The sequence below is a fragment of the Acinetobacter sp. YH12128 genome, from assembly GCF_013418655.1.
Taxonomy (GTDB): domain Bacteria; phylum Pseudomonadota; class Gammaproteobacteria; order Pseudomonadales; family Moraxellaceae; genus Acinetobacter; species Acinetobacter amyesii.
The window spans coordinates 114,675-129,126 of the sequence record NZ_VPBO01000003.1 but is presented as its reverse complement, the minus strand read 5'-3'; the positions used below and the strand labels follow the sequence as shown (position 1 = coordinate 129,126).

The window sequence follows — 14,452 nt, the reverse complement described above, 5'->3', positions numbered from 1 at the left end:
ACAGTTATAGCGATTAGCGTGTATATAATGACTACAAATTAACGATCAAATGGGTTTTTTTATGTCCGAATGGCCACCAAAACCTGAAGAAAAACAGCAAAGTTCTTCAAACAATATTCAGCAGCCAACTGGAAATGAATGGAAAATATTAGAAAAAGCCGTGCTTTCTTCCGTTGAAGAACAACGTAGAGCACGTAGATGGGGTATATTTTTTAAATTTTTAACCTTTGCTTATTTGCTATTTATTATCATTGCGATGGCAAAAAGTTGCAGCATGTCGTCATCTGATCCTGCAGCAACAGCGGGTTCACATATTGCCGTGGTTGATATCATTGGGACCATTGCAGCGGACAAGCAAAGTGTAAACAGTGCAAATACCATCAAAGCTCTGAAAAAAGCTTATGAAAATAAACAAAGCAAAGCGGTTGTTCTCAATATTAATTCACCGGGTGGTTCACCTGTTCAGTCTGATGAAATTTGGCAAGAAATTCAGTACTTGAAAAAAGCCCATACCGATAAAAAACTGTATGCCATTATTGGTGATACAGGCGCTTCAGGTGCGTACTATATTGCGTCTGCGGCAGATGAAATTATTGTCAATCCTTCAAGTTTAGTGGGTTCGATTGGCGTGATTATGCCGAATTATGGTGTTAGTGGTTTGATGCAAAAATTCGGTGTAGAAGATCGCACCATGACTTCGGGTGAGAACAAAGCCATTTTATCCATGACTCAACCTGTAGATGCAGCACAAAAAGCACATGTTCAAGGTGTACTCGATAATGTTCATGCGCATTTCATTAATGCAGTGAAGGAAGGTCGCGGTAAGAAATTAAAATCAAATGATCCAGCTATTTTCTCAGGTTTATTTTGGACGGGTGATCAGGCTGTGAAGCTAGGTATTGCTGACCGTACAGGTAGTTTAAATAGCCTGAAACGTGAATTAAAAACTGAAAAAGCCGTGAACTACACCATTGAAAATAGTCCGTTTGATTCTGTACTAGGTCGTATGGGAAGTTCATTTGGTCAAGGTTTGGCAAGCGCATTGTCACAACAGGTTCAATCTGAAAACAGCACGAAATTACAATGAAACCGTTAATTCATTTTGCGCACGCCAATGGCGTGCCATCACGGGTTTATCAAAAATTGTTTGATTTACTGAGTGATGAATATGATGTGATCTATGTGCCGTTACTTGGGCCAGATAAGCGTTACCCAATCGATAACCATTGGAAGAGCTTAACACAGCAAGTCATTGACAGTATTGTACGTCAGGCCAATGGTCGTAAGGTTATTGGATTAGGTCACTCATTAGGTTCGGTTTTAACATTTCAGGCTGCTTTACAACGCCCAGAATTGTTTGAACAAGTGTTAATGATTGATCCGCCTATGATCATGGGGAAAGAGTCTTTTGCTTTGCACATCGCAAAACTCCTCAAACTTAAAGTCCTCGATAAAATGTCCCCAGCAGGATTGTCGAAGCGTCGTCGTGATCATTGGGACAGCCGTGAACAAGCAGCAGAGCTTTTAAGGCCGAAAGGTTTTTATAAAGATTTCGATCCAGACTGTTATCAAGCTTATATTGATCATGCCTTGATGGACGATAAACTGCGTGGTGGGGTGGAATTGACGATTTCACGTGATGATGAAGTTCATATTTTTCGAACCAATCCTTCACTGTGGTGGTTACCTCATGCTCAACCGCAAGTACCTGTACAGCAGTTAATTGCAGAGCAGGGACCATTTTTAGCTCGGCACTTTCCACAAATGGTAGAGAAAAAATTTGCGATTCCATTTAAAGTTGCTGCGGGGAGTCATATGTTCCCCTTAGAACATCCTGTAGAAACTGTGGAATTGATCAAAGATTTACTTAAATCGTCTAAGCGTCATCATTGAACCTTAAAAACGACAACACAAAAAAAGCACTCTATAGAGTGCTTTTTTATGAATGAAACATTCTACTTTCTACTTTTGAGATTTATTTCGCATTTTCAAATTGTAAAACAACTTTGTTGTTGGCATCTAAAAATTTCAAATGATCTTTAGAGGCATCATAATGAGTAACTTGGCTCAATGCCTGCGAAAAATGTTGAGGAATATTTGTCGCAGTCAAACACGCTCTTTGTGTTGTAGCAAGGTTTGAAAATTGGATTTTTGTGTTTTGCACAGCGTAACCACCCATGAATCGATTACAACCATCAGAACCACTTACACGAGTATCGTCGAAAGTGATGGTGGGTACGTTCGAATTGTTAGGGTCAGCTTCAAGCTTAACGCCTTGAATTTCACTCGCAACCCAATTTTTGTTTTGTAATTTATCTAAATTACGATCAGTAGCTGGATTTGATGTCGTAGCACAACCAATCATACCCAGTGTTATACATGCACAAGTCGCCAGTGTGATGGATTTTAACATGTGATTTTCTCCACTTTTTTTTGAAGGATGTAATATTTCTAGATTTATAAGGTTTACTAATTGCAATATAAGCTTATTATTTTAATGATGCTAAAAGCTTTAATTTAACTAAAAACTACATATTGATCATAAAGTTGAACATTCTGCAAAAATGGATTTTAGATTTTAGATTTTAGATTTTAGATTTTAGATTTTAGATTTTAGATTTTAGATTTTAGATTTTAGATTTTAGATTTTAGATTTTAGATTTTAGATTTTAGATTTTAGATTTTAGTAATAAATAGAGTTTTATTTGGCCCTTAAAAAACAAAACGCACCCTAAGATGCGTTGATTGTTAAGTTATACAGTTGCTTAGAACTTACAGAATTGAACAGGTTGTTGCAAAGGCTCGCCACGATATAAAACACCGTTTTCAGTGTGTTGAATGGTGCCATTACAAATCCATTCTGCCACTTGAGGGTAAATCACATGCTCAAGCACGTGAACCCGATCTGCCAGACTTTCAGCATGATCATGCACATTGACTTTAAGCACGCCTTGAGCAAGCGCTTGACCAGCATCCAGCTCTGCAGTCACATAGTGAACTGTACAGCCATGGAAGACATCACCGGTGTTTAAAACACGTTGATGAGTATGCATTCCTTTATAATTTGGCAGCAGAGAAGGGTGGATGTTAATCATTTTTCCTTCCCATGCTTTGACAAATTTTGCGCTTAAAATGCGCATAAAGCCTGCCAAAATGACCAAATCAACATCCCAGTCGAGCAGTTGTTGATGCATCACATCATCAAAAGCTTCACGACTTGGATATTGCTTATGTTCAATGACTGCAGTTGCAATATTTGCTTTTCTTGCACGTTGCAGTGCAAAAGCGTCAGGTCTATTGGAAATCACCCCAATGATTTGACCTGATAGATTGGCATCGATCAGGGCTTGCAGGTTAGATCCGCTGCCTGAAACAAGTACAGCAATTTTAATCATGAACGTTGCTTATGCGAAAACTACACGGATTTTTTCGTCAGCGCCTTCAACAGATTCAGCATTATCTGCAATGTGACCCATTGTGAATGCTTTTTCGCCAAGGCTATTGAGTAATTCAACAGTTTTGTCAGCATCGGCTGCATCAACCACGAGAACCATACCTACGCCACAGTTAAATGTGCGGTACATTTCAAATTGTTCAACACCACCTTCTTTTTGAAGTAGTTTGAATAATTCTGGCCATTCCCAAGATGCTTCATTGACTACCGCTTGAGCACCATTTGGCAGTACGCGAGGTAAGTTACCCGGTAAACCGCCGCCTGTGATGTGCGCCATAGCGTGTACATCCACTTCTTTCAATAACTGAAGAATTGGTTTTACATAAATACGTGTTGGTTCCATTGCTGTATCTGCAAGTGGACGACCATCAACGATTTGAGTAAGGTCAACGTTTTTCACATCTAAAATTTTACGAAGAAGTGAGTAACCGTTTGAGTGTGCGCCAGAAGATGCAACACCAACTAAAACGTCACCCGCTTTAACTTTAGAGCCATCAATAATTTTACTTTGCTCAACTACACCTACGCAGAAACCTGCAAGGTCATAGTCTTCGCCTTCATACATACCTGGCATTTCAGCAGTTTCACCGCCAACCAATGCACAGCCTGCAAGTTCACAACCCGCACCGATACCAGTCACAACATTTGCTGCAACGTCAACGTTGAGGTGGCCAGTTGCATAGTAGTCAAGGAAGAACAGTGGTTCAGCACCACATACAAGAAGATCGTTTACGCACATTGCAACCAAGTCTTGACCAATTGTGTCATGACGGTTCAAATTCAATGCTAAACGCAATTTTGTACCAACACCATCTGTGCCAGATACGAGAACAGGTTCTTCATAACCTTTAGGAATTTTACAAAGAGCGCCGAAGCCGCCTAGGCCGCCCATTACTTCAGGACGTGCAGTACGTTTCGCGACAGATTTGATACGATCGACTAACGCGTCGCCCGCTTCAATGTCGACACCTGCATCTTTGTAGCTTAAACCAGTGTTTGGGGTAGAAGTTGAGTTGCTCATAATGAAGTCTCCGCATTCGCGCGGGGATTATAACCTGAATATGCAAAACTCTTATGCTATTTCGCACTAAAATGTTATCTTTATTAAAATATTTTCCTTTCTATAACGATTACATTGAAAAAAGGTGACTTTATATGGGTGATCGCACCTTGCGCCGAATATTTATTCTTGCTGGGATAGCATTGATCATATGGGTTTTATACTTATTAAAGCCTGTAGTTGTTCCTTTTATCGGCGCATTTCTAATTGCATATTTATTTAGCCCTTTAGTCGATAAATTACATAATATTGGCTTGCCGCGCTGGTTATCTATCAGTTTGGTCTTTATTGGAATTGGTGTCGCTATATTCTTTGCAATGTGGTTCCTCGTACCACTGGTATGGGAACAGTTGATGTATGCGAAAAACAATATTCCAAGCAATATTCATTGGGTCAACTATACATTCCTGCCGTGGTTATCAGAGACATTTAATCTTGTACCGATGGAAATTGATACAGAGCAAATGTCAGCAGCGATCATGGAGTATATTCAAACCAACTATAGTGCAGACAGTATCCAAGCCATGTTGTTAAAAGTGGCACAATCGGGTCTGAATTTCATACAGATTGGTGGCACGATTGTCTTAATTCCAATCATAGCTTTCTATTTCTTATTAGATTGGGAGCGTATGTTAGAAAACATGCGTCGACTTATTCCACGTAAATATGAAAAAAGCACGCTCACAATCGTGGGCGAATGTCATGAAGTTTTAGGTGCATTTGTAAAAGGCCAATTCTTGGTAATGTTCTTATTGGGCGTTGTTTATGCGGTTGGACTCCAATTAATCGGTATTGAGGTTGGCATCATCATTGGGATGATTGCGGGTCTAGCCAGTATTATTCCGTATTTGGGTTTTGCGGTAGGTATTATTTCGGCAATTGTGGCTTGCCTGTTCCAATTCGGTTTGGATTGGGTGCATTTGGCCTTAGTTCTGGTGGTATTCATGGTAGGGCAGGCAATAGAAGGTTATATTTTACAGCCTTTCTTATTAGGCGACAAAATTGGTTTGTCTCCTGTGGCAGTGGTATTTGCAGTCCTTGCAGGCGCGCAATTGGCAGGACTCCTCGGAATGCTCATTGCACTACCCGTTGCAGCGATTATTGTAGTTTTATTACGTCATGCACGCGAAAATTATGAGAAAAGTAATTTATACCGAAATGATGTACTTGTCGTAAATGATGCTGCAAGTGGCACTTTAAACGTAGAAACCAATCAAGTTGCTGTCGATATTGAGCTCAAAAATCAGTCTGCAAATTCGCTGCAAGATCCTGAAATTTCGAGTAACATTGAAAGATCAGAACATAAAGATTGATAAGGCCCAAATATAGATATGCGTCAATTGCAGCTAGATATAGAACCACAACTCGATGCCCGAATTAGTGATTTTTCTGGGCCGAGTTGGGGGCATGTAATCGATGGTGTTCGTCAGTTACATGCTGGTTTAATGAATCGTTTCTATATCTATGGTGGAGCTGGCACAGGAAAAAGCCATTTACTGTCTGCAATATGTGACTCCTATTTAGAAATTGGCAAATCAGCAATTCAAGTTTCATTGCTTGAATTGCTCGATGCGCCAACTGAAGCGATTACTTCGCTTGATCGCTATGATTTGGTGGCTTTAGATGATATTGAAGCCATCAGTGGAGTTCCACATTGGCAAAAAGCTGTTTTTCACCTGATTAATTATAATAACGAAGAAGGTGGTCAATTGGTCTTTTCATCTCGGCTGGCGCCCATTGAACTCAAACTTGAACTGCCAGATTTACAGTCTCGATTAACTCAGGCTGTCAGTGTAAAAGTACCAAATGGTAGTTTATACGCAGACCGACAAGCACTCGTAAACTCTGTTTTGGCGCGACGTGGCATCCATATGGATCAACAAATTGTAGATTATTTGTTGGCACATGGGCCGCATCAGGCATCCATTTTACTTAGATCTTTAGAACAACTGATTCAGATGTTAAAAGGTGAAAAAGTCAAATTGAGTCATGCCAATTTAAGACAAATTTTTGCCCTAATTGATGAATATCGGTAAGCAATAAAAATTCTTGAGTAATTACTCAAGCTGTGACAAAGTACATAAAAATATTTTAATGTTGCAAGGATTGTGCAACTTAAGAATAAAAAGATAAAAAATATTTAAGGAGATGGATATGCTCAAACAGAGCATAGGTATTGGCATGCTACTCATGGCAGGTCATGCATTTAGCGCAGAAATTACCGTTACAACTACTGAAGATGTTGTAAAGGATGACAAGGAATGTTCACTTCGTGAAGCCATAGAATATATCAATAATGGTATGCCAGAAGCCGGATATAATGGTTGCGGGGGTAAAGACGCCTATGCTTCAATTTCTCTGAAAAAAAATGAAGTTTATAAACTCACTAAAAAAATTGATATTAAAGCCGAACTGAGCCTGAAAACGGCGTATGACAGTAACGTCAATGAAGATGTCGTACTCGGTCTTAATAATGCCGTCATTGAAATGACGGGTAAGGATCAAATTTTTAATATTAATGACGGCGAAAAAGAACTACTTGCGATCAATTTTAAAGAGATTTCATTTAAAGGATGTAAGCAAGATCAATGCGCTGATAAAGGCGGCATCATTTTTAATAATGAAAAACTCACACTTGAAAATGTAAAGTTTGAAGATGGCTATGCACGACTTGGTGGTGCAATCTACAATGTTGGATTTTCAGAAGATGGCGCAGCTGTAGCAAGCCGTCTATATATACGAACCACGATTTTTCAAAACAACAAAGCGGTAGATGGTGGTGCAATTTACTCAGAAGCACCGGCTTATGAAATCTATACATCTTTGTTCAAAAATAATGAAAGCACTTCTGGTCGAGCGATTGTTTACAATCAAAATGGGCTCGCAGACATCAGCAAGTTGGTGTTCAGTAACCCTCAAAATATCATTGCCAATAGTACCTTTTTCAAAAACAAAGGTTTTGCTGTCAACTTACGTGATGGTTTAGCACTTAATAATATTACAGTACTGAAGAACAGTGGTGGTATTGAACTAAATAGTACCTCTGAGCATGCTTATTTAGCCAATAGTGTGGTGATTGGTAATGCGCTCAGTGGCACCGCTCAAGATTGTAAAGTTGTGAACTCAGGAACAGACAAATCTGTTTTTTATAACAACTTAGTGGCTGCGAGTTGTCCTGTTGGGCCTGTTTCAAATTTAAATGATGTGTGGTCTGGGACAAGTTTAATCGCGGGTGAAGATGAAGGTAGCTGTAAAACCTTAACAGAAGATCGTAATGCACTTTTCTGTCCATTTACCAAAGCAAACAACGCATTTATTGGTTATTTACGTCCTCGTATTTTATTAGATTACGAAACGATTTTCTCAAGCCCGATATTAAATAAGGGGAAGACCACAGCAGATGGCAATGAGCATCATGTGTATTGTGAGTCTTCTGATCAGCGTGGAAAAAATCGTAATTTGGATGATGTTTGGTGTGATCGTGGGGCTATCGAAATTGTGGTTCCTGTGAGCATGCCTCGCTTAGGTAAAGACATACGTACAGGTGAAGTGGCGAAGTTTAATATCTTAGATGCTTTAGGTGACAGTGATTTAATTCCAAAAGAAGAATGTACAAAAGTGATGGGTATGGCAAATCCAACAGGTGAGCCATGGCAAGATGGTTGTCCAATAGTTGTACAAAGCACTGAATCAAAAGGTAAATTTACACTGAATTTGAATGGTGATTTTGAATACACGCCAAATGGAAATTGGCATGGCGCAGATATTTTTGAATTGCGTGTGGTGACGTCTTCAACCCGTTTTAATACTTCGGCAAAAAATTATTTAGCTGCAGAAGTGCGTATTTTCCAAGAACCAAACAATGAAATGGAAAGTAAAACCGTTAAAACTTCGGGTGGTGCTCTAGGCTGGGCGAGTATTTTTGCGCTGCTTGGCTTAGTTGGATTTCGTCGCTTTAAAAAATAGTCTGGATAGAATTAAGGACAGCACATGAAAAATTATAAAAAAGGATTGCTGGCGGTCATGGTCCTTGCGGCTATGTCATCTATGGCAGCAACAAGTAACATCATCAAAGTTACGACCTTTGATGATGAAAATGGTGAAAATCTCAATCAATGTTCTTTACGTGAAGCGATTGAAACTGCACGTAAAAACAAATCTTTTGGTGGATGTAATGTCGGTAATCCAAATAATGGGCAGACCGATTATATTCAACTTGAAGCAGGTGAATATCTTCTGACTAAAGGTGAGTTAGTTCCGGTCAATCAGATCGTGATTGAAGGGAAAAGTCGCTTTAACTATGATTCAAAAAATTTACTGACGCAGAAATTTCCTGCCTATGAAGATATTAGAACGACGATTAATGCCCAAGGCAAATCTCGTATTTTTAATACTTCACGTTCAGAAGCCAACTTTATCGTCAATAATGTTCGCCTTACTGGCGGGATGGCAGAAGATCGAGGTGGTGCCTTGTATTTAGGGGGAGCATTTACCTTAAATAATGGTGCAATTGAAAACTCTCAAGCCAAAGTTGCTGGCGGTGCAATCTACTCCGTTGCGCATAATATGTCGAAAAAAACATTATTGGTGAGCAGTTTAGTTCAGGGCAACATCGCACCTAAAGGTAGTGTTGTTGCTATGGACTGTATCGGGAACTTGGGGGATACCCAGCCTGAAATTGTGTTCCAGCAAAGCAGTATTATTCAAAATGGTTCATCGACGAGCAATAGTGTGATGGACTTCTGTGGAAATGCCAAGGTTGAACTGACAGCAAATACGATTGCAAAAAACCAAGCAAATCCAAGTACGGGTAGTATTATCCGTGCCATTTCTCAGGGAACGGATCGTTTAAGTGCTTTTTCTAGCTTCGTTTTAACCAGTAATACAATAGTCGAGAACAATGCGGCTAGTACCTATTATTATGATAACAATGGTACAAAGGCTTGGTATTTCAATGTATTGGCCTACAATACTGGTGGAAAATCTTGTCGTTATCTGAATAATGCAGTACCTGATAATGGTCAAAAATTTGTGGCAAGTAATAATGCATTTGAACTGGCAGCCGCACAGTGTGATTTACCAGAAAGTGTGCTGAATAGTACGGAAAGCTTTCTGCAAAACCATGATGTAAGTAGTTATGCTATGGGGACTTTATTAAGCGCCCTACAAACAAAATCTGCTTATAATTTGTATTTACCTTTGTATTACCCGAAAGCGATCGGCAGTGGTTTTGACTTGATCAATCTGGGCTTAGAGGGATGTAGTAAAGCCGATCAACGGGGTATTTTGCGGATTACGAATGGTACCTTGCAGCTATCACCTGCACAACGAAATACTTGTGAGATTGGTTCGGTTGAATTAATGAATTTAACTGCAGCAGATATGGCAGAGATTACCAACGAGTCCTTAGCAGCTATTCAAGAGAAATATCAAAAAACAATTGATGATTTGAAAAAGGATATCGACGATCCAGATTATGCAGAATACAAAGTTGCCAATCAGGATGATTTAACAAAATACGAAGCGGTATTAAGTGCATTAAAAAATAACCTCAAATATCGTGCAGTTTATTTTGATCCATTCCCAGCATCATTACCTCAAGAAGAGTCTGTGAACGGAAGTGCTGAAACACGACAAATTGCCTTAAATGCTGACAACTATACCGTGACGACTTCACCAATCGGCATTGGTAGTGAAATTACGGTGTCTAGTACAGGCGAAGCAAGTATTGTGGGTAATCCACCACATGACCTACACTGTGATTGGGATGCGGGAATAAAACAAATCGTTATATATCGCACCAGTGGGGCAACAACAGCGCCTACCGAATACGGTTTTTGTAAATATACGCTAAAACAAAAGACAGGGAGTCAGGCGGAATCCTCTGGTGTGGTCCGTGTGGCATTTAAAAATATGACCCCAGTGGCCAAAGCTGCTCAATATACAATTAGTCCGTCAAATAATTTGTCTGTTACCGTCAATAATTTATTAGAAAATGCTAATGATGATGGTGATGGTCCAGTTACATCTATGCCAGCGGGCAAATCGGTATGGCATAAAAATGAAGAAGGTCAAATTATCCCAATTCGTTTTACGAAAATCCCAGCAGGTTTAAACTTTGAAGCTGAGTATAGTGGCAGTTGCCCAGCAAGTTATTTAAAGGAAACTTGCTACGGTGGCAAGATTACCTTCTCTGTAAAAAATGGCTTTAGTCAGTTTGACTATCCTGTTGAATATAGCGTTGTCGATAGTGATGGCATTGCATCAAGCAATGCAATTCTGACTCTTAAGAATACCGCGAAAAACACCAACTCTTCTTCTAGCGGCGGTGGTTCGATGGGATTATTTGGGCTGTTGACACTGATTGGTTTAGGTATGTATCGTCAACGTCGGTTGAGCAAGTAATACAATAAAAAAGCCTCGATAAGAGGCTTTTTTATGGCTTAACTAATGTAATTGATTTGATTTTCGCAACATGCTGCTGTTTTAGATTAGTGAGCGACAGCGATAGGCTGTAAATATTTGTTGATATACTCATCGCGAATAGCAGGTCGTTCATCAGGACTAGCTTTTTGCATACGTGTCGCGAGTTCTTTACGTTCTAAAGTACTCATTTTTTGCCAAGTTTCGCGCATACGTTGCTTTTCACTATCTGGAAGTTGAGTGAACCAATCCATGCGCTGTTGCAAGCTGACACGTTGATCTGCAGGAATCTCTTTGAGTGCCTGATACTTTTTAATTAAGGCCTGTTGTTCTGCTTCAGATAGCGAATCCCAAGTTTCATTGACTTGGGTATCTGCATCTTTTGAAAAAATCCAAAAGCGATCAAAGCCAGCAAAACTGGTTTGCAAAAAACTAAAAGCACAGAATGCAATTGCTAATTTTTTAGCTGCCATGTGGAACTTTGTCCTCACCCAGAACCATCAACATTTCAAGATCTTCCACCATTTGAGGGGAGAGCTTAGGGGTTGAAATCACCTGATTTTGTGGTTTGTCATCCAGTACAGTCGCATTCGGTAAAATGACAAAACCTGCAATTGCTGCTGCAAGTGCAAAGCCAGACATTTTCCAGAAACCATAACGTGAAGTTTCGCGCTGATGAATATCTTCAAGCACGTTATTCATGACAGTTGCTTTGTCTTTATGGTGCTGTGCGAGTCCATCAAGTTTGGAAGTTACTTGCTTTAAGAAATCATCTTGTTTCATTCGGATGATCCTCCCATATGTGGATTCAAATGTGCCAAAGCGGTACGTAAACCTTGAATGGCACGGTGGTAATGTGTTTTCACACTGCCTTCGGAACAATTCATAATTTCTGCAGTTGTATGCGTATCAAAGCCTTCCCAAGCTCGCAACATAAATGCTTGTTGCTGGCGGACTGGAAGTTCTGCGATAGCATCTTGTATTTCCTCTGCAGTGACAGCCTGATCCAGAAAGTCGAAAGGGTTTGGTGTAGATTCATCTACCACATCCTGTATCTCGACATCGTCGTCATCTAGGCTGACTTTTCTAAATAAGGAAAACGGCTGCGAACGACGTGCTTCTTTTCGACGCCAGTCTTGCAGCTTGTTATTTAAAATGGTGTAAAACAGGGGATACCATTCCTCTGTGGACTTTTCAGCATAAGCTTTATGTAAGGAAATAAAGGCTTCTTGCACCAAGTCCATGGCAATGCCATGTTGACCGTGCGTTGCACTTTCCATCATTACTAAAGCACGCCCCGTCACTTCATTCATGAAGTTTTTCAGGCGAGACTCAGCCGTGCTTTTTAAAACACTGCTGTCTTGCGTCTCGGACTTTTTGGGTGCTAAATCCATAGAGATGGAAAATCCTGTCATCGGATACCCACCATTATTTCCATATTCATATACAAATAACGATGGAAATAACGGTTAGGTTGACAAAAAGAATTATTATTTTTTCTAGTGTAGTCTATTTTTTTCAGGCTTAAGCGCTAAATACAATAAAATAACGATTTTACTGACGCTGACGTACCATTTCAAAAAAACAGATCGAGCCAGCAATGGCTACGTTTAATGATTCTTGACCACCCGGTTGAGGAATCGCAACGGCTTCTGCATGTTGTAATGCATATTCAGAAACACCTTGACCTTCATTGCCTAAAATCCACACACATTGTTTGCGTAAATTTTTGCTATATAGGTTTTCAGACTGATGTGAGCTTGTTGCATACACTGGAATTTTGAATTTCGTCAAAATATCTTCAAGGGCAATATTTTCAAAGGTATTTAATGAAAAATGTGCGCCCATACCTGCGCGTAATACACGCGGTGACCAGAGCGATGCAGAGCCTTTGGTACAAACAACTTGTTCAATACCTGCTGCGGCAGCAGAACGGAGTAGGGTGCCTACATTACCGGGGTCTTGAATATTGTCTAAAATTAAGGTGTCTTCACTGAAGTTAAGTGCTTCACTTGAACTTGGTAAATCCACAATCGCTAAGCAAGCAATAGATGTTCCAAGTGTACTGATATCTTTGTATAAAGATTCACTTAGAATGAACACAGCACCTTGATATTGTTCCGCAATGCGGTCGAAGTCGGCATGGTTAATTGCTTGTTCAGTGGTGAAAATCGATTTGATTGGACGTTTTGAGTCTAACCATGACAACACCAAGTGTGTGCCTTCCAAAACAGTTTGACCTTGTTTTTTACGGTAGGCATTTTGTTCGATTAAGCCACGGAGGTGCTTAATTTTCGGGTTGTCTTTTGATTCGAGATAAATCAGAGCCATGAGGGAGATATCCACGAAAGTCAGCAAAAATTCTGACTTTCGTTATAAGAAATTAATTATGGTATGACGTAACTAGGTCAACTTCGTTTTTAGAACCAATAATCACAGGTACACGTTGATGAAGTTCTGTTGGTTGGATGTCTAGAATGCGGACACGGCCTGTTGTAGAAGCACCGCCAGCTTGTTCCATCAACATACTCATTGGGTTTGCTTCGTACATTAAACGTAGACGGCCTGCTTTTTTCGGATCTTTGAAGTCGTATGGATACATGAAGATACCGCTACGGCAAAGAATACGATGAATATCACCCACCATACATGCGACCCAACGCATATTGAAGTCTTTTTCACGCGGGCCAGTTTTACCTGCAAGAAGTTCGTCGATATAACGTTTTACAGGTTCTTCCCAGTGACGTTGGTTCGATGCATTAATTGCATATTCTTTAGTGTCTGCTGCAACCGCAATCGCATCTTTAGTTAATAAGAATTCTTTGCTTTCTGGATCAAAAGTAAAGAAGACTACGCCAGCACCCACAGTTAGAGCCATCATTGTTGATGGGCCATACAGTACATAACCTGCAGCCGCTTGGTTAACACCCGCTTGCATGAAATCTTCAGCTTGCGTTACCGCATTTTTTGCAGGAAGAATTGAGAAAATTGTGCCTACACACATATTGATATCGATGTTGCTTGAACCATCTAATGGGTCAAACAAGACAAGATAATCGCCATTTTCTTGAGCTGGAGTGAATTCATCTAATTCTTCAGAAGCCAAACCACCGACATGTGGATGAACTTTCAATGCATCGATGAGGTAATCATTTGAAATGACATCAAGTTTCTTTTGTTCTTCACCTTGAACGTTTTCGTGTTGCGCGCTACCCAATACACCAGCCAAAGCACCTTTTTGTAATAGAAGGTCAATGTCTTTGCATGTATTACCAATTGTTTCAATAACTTGTGCTAATGCAGGAGTAAGATTACCACTTTGTTGTTGTAGAAATTGGGAAAGGGTGAGATTTGACATAACCGGAAAACTCCAAATATTAATTTATCAAAAATGATAAAAATGTGATTGTGCAACATTTTAGATGAGAACGAAGGAAAAGAAAAATTAAACTAGACTATTTGTCGTGATTTTACCCTTGCAAGTCCTGAATAACATGCTATGTTGAATCTAATGT

At 39.8% G+C, this 14,452-nt stretch carries 14 protein-coding genes; 6 read left to right on the top strand and 8 right to left on the bottom strand.

What is annotated here, in order from left to right; translation table 11 throughout:
* Positions 1-61: 61 nt before the first annotated feature.
* Entirely contained in the window at positions 62-1,087 is a 1,026-nt protein-coding gene (gene sppA, locus FTU64_RS03740) for a signal peptide peptidase SppA (protein WP_078190385.1), read from the top strand.
* Positions 1,084-1,893 carry an alpha/beta fold hydrolase gene (locus FTU64_RS03735; protein ID WP_180059246.1) on the top strand — a complete coding sequence of 270 codons (810 nt, stop codon included), beginning with the start codon at positions 1,084-1,086 and terminating at the stop codon, positions 1,891-1,893. Before sppA ends, FTU64_RS03735 begins: the two co-directional genes overlap by 4 nt.
* 82 nt (positions 1,894-1,975) lie before the next feature.
* Here the strand turns inward: FTU64_RS03735 and FTU64_RS03730 are convergent, their stop codons facing one another.
* The 3 genes from FTU64_RS03730 to purM all read right to left on the bottom strand — a co-directional run bounded on the left by FTU64_RS03730 (position 1,976) and on the right by purM (position 4,475).
* Positions 1,976-2,413, bottom strand: a complete 438-nt coding sequence (locus tag FTU64_RS03730; protein ID WP_078192049.1) for an META domain-containing protein — start codon at positions 2,411-2,413, stop codon at positions 1,976-1,978.
* Positions 2,414-2,765: 352 nt separating this feature from the next.
* The gene (purN, locus tag FTU64_RS03725; protein WP_180059245.1) at positions 2,766-3,395 is read right to left on the bottom strand and encodes a phosphoribosylglycinamide formyltransferase; all 630 of its coding nucleotides are present in this window, start codon (positions 3,393-3,395) and stop codon (positions 2,766-2,768) included.
* 9 nt (positions 3,396-3,404) lie between these two features.
* Positions 3,405-4,475: a phosphoribosylformylglycinamidine cyclo-ligase gene (gene purM / locus FTU64_RS03720; protein ID WP_078190382.1), complete on the bottom strand. Its 1,071-nt coding sequence runs from the start codon at positions 4,473-4,475 to the stop codon at positions 3,405-3,407.
* Positions 4,476-4,609: 134 nt separating this feature from the next.
* Here purM and cxpE point away from each other — a divergent pair, with 134 nt between their 5' ends.
* From cxpE to FTU64_RS03700, 4 genes are all read left to right on the top strand, one after another.
* Complete coding sequence (gene cxpE / locus FTU64_RS03715; protein WP_180003305.1) at positions 4,610-5,827, top strand: chloramphenicol efflux transporter CxpE; 1,218 nt, start codon at positions 4,610-4,612, stop codon at positions 5,825-5,827.
* Positions 5,828-5,845: 18 nt separating this feature from the next.
* Positions 5,846-6,550, top strand: a complete 705-nt coding sequence (gene hda / locus FTU64_RS03710; RefSeq protein ID WP_078190380.1) for a DnaA regulatory inactivator Hda — start codon at positions 5,846-5,848, stop codon at positions 6,548-6,550.
* Positions 6,551-6,668: 118 nt separating this feature from the next.
* Complete coding sequence (rbtA, locus tag FTU64_RS03705) at positions 6,669-8,480, top strand: rhombotarget A (RefSeq protein ID WP_180059244.1); 1,812 nt, start codon at positions 6,669-6,671, stop codon at positions 8,478-8,480.
* A gap of 24 nt (positions 8,481-8,504) precedes the next feature.
* On the top strand, positions 8,505-10,919 hold the full coding sequence (locus FTU64_RS03700) for a CSLREA domain-containing protein (protein ID WP_180059243.1): 2,415 nt from the start codon (positions 8,505-8,507) through the stop codon (positions 10,917-10,919).
* An 86-nt stretch (positions 10,920-11,005) separates the two neighbouring features.
* On the opposite strand, the gene FTU64_RS03695 is transcribed toward FTU64_RS03700, so the two are convergent.
* The 5 genes from FTU64_RS03695 to FTU64_RS03675 form a co-directional block, all read right to left on the bottom strand.
* Positions 11,006-11,410, bottom strand: coding sequence for a DUF3106 domain-containing protein (locus tag FTU64_RS03695; protein ID WP_078192044.1), 405 nt, complete (start codon positions 11,408-11,410; stop codon positions 11,006-11,008).
* Positions 11,400-11,720, bottom strand: a complete 321-nt coding sequence (locus FTU64_RS03690) for a hypothetical protein (protein WP_078190377.1) — start codon at positions 11,718-11,720, stop codon at positions 11,400-11,402. Before FTU64_RS03690 ends, FTU64_RS03695 begins: the two co-directional genes overlap by 11 nt.
* Positions 11,717-12,331, bottom strand: coding sequence for an RNA polymerase sigma factor (locus tag FTU64_RS03685; RefSeq protein WP_111883945.1), 615 nt, complete (start codon positions 12,329-12,331; stop codon positions 11,717-11,719). Before FTU64_RS03685 ends, FTU64_RS03690 begins: the two co-directional genes overlap by 4 nt.
* A gap of 160 nt (positions 12,332-12,491) precedes the next feature.
* Complete coding sequence (locus FTU64_RS03680; protein ID WP_078192042.1) at positions 12,492-13,268, bottom strand: RNA methyltransferase; 777 nt, start codon at positions 13,266-13,268, stop codon at positions 12,492-12,494.
* Between the two features lie 52 nt (positions 13,269-13,320).
* Positions 13,321-14,295 carry a class 1 fructose-bisphosphatase gene (locus FTU64_RS03675; protein WP_078192041.1) on the bottom strand — a complete coding sequence of 325 codons (975 nt, stop codon included), beginning with the start codon at positions 14,293-14,295 and terminating at the stop codon, positions 13,321-13,323.
* Between the last annotated feature and the right edge of the window lie 157 nt (positions 14,296-14,452).

Bases quoted from the DNA above. Each gene is read 5' to 3' on its own strand.
- sppA (WP_078190385.1), top strand. From the start codon at position 62: ATGTCCGAATGGCCACCAAAACCTGAAGAAAAACAGCAAAGTTCTTCA.
- FTU64_RS03735 (WP_180059246.1), top strand. From the start codon at position 1,084: ATGAAACCGTTAATTCATTTTGCGCACGCCAATGGCGTGCCATCACGG.
- FTU64_RS03730 (WP_078192049.1), bottom strand. From the start codon at position 2,413: ATGTTAAAATCCATCACACTGGCGACTTGTGCATGTATAACACTGGGT.
- purN (WP_180059245.1), bottom strand. From the start codon at position 3,395: ATGATTAAAATTGCTGTACTTGTTTCAGGCAGCGGATCTAACCTGCAA.
- purM (WP_078190382.1), bottom strand. From the start codon at position 4,475: ATGAGCAACTCAACTTCTACCCCAAACACTGGTTTAAGCTACAAAGAT.
- cxpE (WP_180003305.1), top strand. From the start codon at position 4,610: ATGGGTGATCGCACCTTGCGCCGAATATTTATTCTTGCTGGGATAGCA.
- hda (WP_078190380.1), top strand. From the start codon at position 5,846: ATGCGTCAATTGCAGCTAGATATAGAACCACAACTCGATGCCCGAATT.
- rbtA (WP_180059244.1), top strand. From the start codon at position 6,669: ATGCTCAAACAGAGCATAGGTATTGGCATGCTACTCATGGCAGGTCAT.
- FTU64_RS03700 (WP_180059243.1), top strand. From the start codon at position 8,505: ATGAAAAATTATAAAAAAGGATTGCTGGCGGTCATGGTCCTTGCGGCT.
- FTU64_RS03695 (WP_078192044.1), bottom strand. From the start codon at position 11,410: ATGGCAGCTAAAAAATTAGCAATTGCATTCTGTGCTTTTAGTTTTTTG.
- FTU64_RS03690 (WP_078190377.1), bottom strand. From the start codon at position 11,720: ATGAAACAAGATGATTTCTTAAAGCAAGTAACTTCCAAACTTGATGGA.
- FTU64_RS03685 (WP_111883945.1), bottom strand. From the start codon at position 12,331: ATGGATTTAGCACCCAAAAAGTCCGAGACGCAAGACAGCAGTGTTTTA.
- FTU64_RS03680 (WP_078192042.1), bottom strand. From the start codon at position 13,268: ATGGCTCTGATTTATCTCGAATCAAAAGACAACCCGAAAATTAAGCAC.
- FTU64_RS03675 (WP_078192041.1), bottom strand. From the start codon at position 14,295: ATGTCAAATCTCACCCTTTCCCAATTTCTACAACAACAAAGTGGTAAT.